Source organism: Agrobacterium sp. CFBP2214 (genome assembly GCF_030209895.1).
Taxonomy (GTDB): domain Bacteria; phylum Pseudomonadota; class Alphaproteobacteria; order Rhizobiales; family Rhizobiaceae; genus Agrobacterium; species Agrobacterium radiobacter.
The window spans coordinates 1-2,478 of sequence record NZ_JARVRC010000031.1 but is presented as its reverse complement, the minus strand read 5'-3'; the positions used below and the strand labels follow the sequence as shown (position 1 = coordinate 2,478).

Annotated in this window: 2 protein-coding genes; both read left to right on the top strand. The window is 54.8% G+C overall.

Going from position 1 to position 2,478, the window contains the following annotated elements; all coding sequences use genetic code 11:
- The first annotated feature begins 84 nt into the window (after window positions 1-84).
- Window positions 85-1,458, top strand: coding sequence for an ISNCY family transposase (locus tag QRN60_RS26385; RefSeq protein WP_112485243.1), 1,374 nt, complete (start codon window positions 85-87; stop codon window positions 1,456-1,458).
- Between the two features lie 262 nt (window positions 1,459-1,720).
- Complete coding sequence (locus tag QRN60_RS26380) at window positions 1,721-2,176, top strand: Rid family hydrolase (RefSeq protein ID WP_111785186.1); 456 nt, start codon at window positions 1,721-1,723, stop codon at window positions 2,174-2,176.
- Window positions 2,177-2,478 lie beyond the last annotated feature (302 nt).

Here is a 2,478-nt window from a genome sequence, read left to right as displayed (position 1 = left end):
TGTAGCCGCAAAGTTAAAGTGTCGTGTTTCTGCAAAGTTGGAATGTCACACTCCCCGGATCTGATTGACGTCTGGGAGATGCAGATGGGATTGATCACCATGAGCGAGCGCGATTTGCAGCGGATCGAGGTTTTGTCGAAAGTCGTTGATGGCCGCATGACCCTTGTCGCAGCGGCGCATGTACTGGCAATCAGCGTCCGGCATATTCAGAGATTGATTGGTCGTATTGAGGCTGCCGGCGCTGCCTCGATCAGGCATAAAGCGATCGGTCGGCCGTCAAACAATAAAATAGCCACCGGCGTCCGTGATTATGTTTTGATGCTGGTGCGAGAACGCTACCTTGATTTCGGGCCAACGCTGGCGGCCGAGAAGCTCCAGGAAGAGCACGGCGTGACGGTTTCACGCGAGACCTTGCGCAAGTGGATGCAGGATGCCGGTCTATGGCTTTCGAGGAAGCAGCGGCGGACGTTTCATCAGCCGCGGTTGCGACGAGAGGCCTATGGTGAACTGGTCCAGATAGACGGCTCCGAGCATCGTTGGTTTGAGGATCGTGGGCCCGCCTGCTCGCTATTGGTCTTCGTCGACGATGCGACCGGAAAGCTGATGCAGCTGCGGTTTGTTCGGTCGGAGAGCGCTTTCACCTATTTCGAGGCGCTTTCGCTTTACCTTGAAGAGCATGGCGCACCTATCGCCTTTTACTCCGACAAACATTCCGTTTTTCGTGTCGCCCGGAAAGACGCCAAGGGCGGGCAAGGCATGACGCAGTTTGGTCGCGCGCTATCGGAGCTGCACATCGAGATCCTTTGCGCCAATTCCAGCCAGGCCAAGGGACGCGTCGAGCGTATGAACAGGACATTGCAGGATCGGCTGGTCAAGGAATTGAGGCTTGCCAATATCAGTGACATGGAGACCGGCAATGCGTTTCTGCCAGCCTTCATCGAGCGATACAATGACCGCTTTGCGGTGACCCCTACCCGCCCCGACAACCTCCATCGGCCTGTCAATCTGGCGCCAAGCAGGCTGAATGACGTGCTTTGCAAACGCGAGCAAAGACACGTCGGCGCACAGCTTTCATTCTCCTATGAGCGCAAACGCATCATGCTTGAGGAGAACGACGTCACGCGCGGCCTAGTTGGAAAGTATGTCGAGACATACGCTTACGCTGATGGTCGACTGGATATTCGATGGAAAGGTCACTCGTTGCCTTACAAGATATTCGATAAGGACCAGCGCGTGACCCATGCGGCTGTGGTCGAGAACAAGCGTCTCGGCGAAGTGCTGGCCTACATCAAAGAGCAGCAAGATCGAGACCACGCACCTGCGCCAAAGACCAACAGTGAGAAGATCGGCTACAAGCCGAGAGGCCGCAAACCCGGTCCGCGCACGGATTTCATGAATGATCCGGACGTCATTGCGAGACGGCAAAAGGCTCTTGCTCAAATAGATGCGGCTGAATGATCCACTTCCGGCCAAAAGCGGAAGACTGCAGCTGGCCCATTGCTGTCATAAGACGTCGTAATCAAGATTGTTGGAGAGACCATCATATCTGGCCGGACGAGCAATCCGCAGAAATAGCGCATCGCCCACCATATCGCGTGGTCAACAAAGAAGACTCCGTTCATTGCGTCAAACGCAATACACTCGTCAGATTTATTGCAATTTACGAGACAGTCAAACTCGTTCAGTTTCGGGTTCTAAACATTTCTCGAAGGAGCCAACGATGACGAACAAAGCAAACAGACCCCGCGTTGAATCTGCAAACCACGGCGTTGCCTGGGAAAAAGCATTTGGCTACGCACAAGCGGTCAAGGTTAAGGATACGATCTATGTTTCCGGTCAGCTGAGCCACGATAGCCAAGGGAATTTGGTCGCACCTGCCGAAATCGATGCCGCTGGAAAGCCAGTTTCGTTCGACACCATGGAAGCTCAGATTCGCCAAACTTATGAGAACGCCCGCGTCCTCCTACAACAATTCGGCGCAACCTTCGATGACGTGGTTGAAGAGACACTTTACGTACTGGACGTCGATGCAGCCTTCGGCCCCGCCTCGGAAATCCGGAAAAAAGTCTACGGTTCCGATCTCCCTCAGCTGGCTAGCAACATCATTGGTGTGACGCGCCTCGCCTTTCCCCAACAGCTCGTTGAGATCACGTTCCGAGCGGTCGTGGACCGTTAAATGGCGGTGCGGGTTCTCAGATAGAAAAGCACGGTTTGTCAAAAAGATCGCGCAAGTCTATGCCTTATACGGCAGCGTGGTTACTTCCTCGATCGTCTCCCTCTGGGGTGACGATCGAAGGAAGCTAAAGCCGAAGGGGGAGTTCCATCACCCGCCCCCTCCCTACCCTTGCAACCCGGCCCAGCCGGTCCGGTCGGGGGCTGATTGTTTGAGCCAGTGTCGCACTTCTCACGGGCTGAAAGAGCGACAGGGGACATTTTAACTTTGCGCAATGCGCGACATTCCAACCTTGCTGCCACATT

Excerpts from the sequence above, each read along its gene's own strand:
- QRN60_RS26385 (WP_112485243.1), top strand. The coding sequence starts at position 85 with ATGGGATTGATCACCATGAGCGAGCGCGATTTGCAGCGGATCGAGGTT.
- QRN60_RS26380 (WP_111785186.1), top strand. The coding sequence starts at position 1,721 with ATGACGAACAAAGCAAACAGACCCCGCGTTGAATCTGCAAACCACGGC.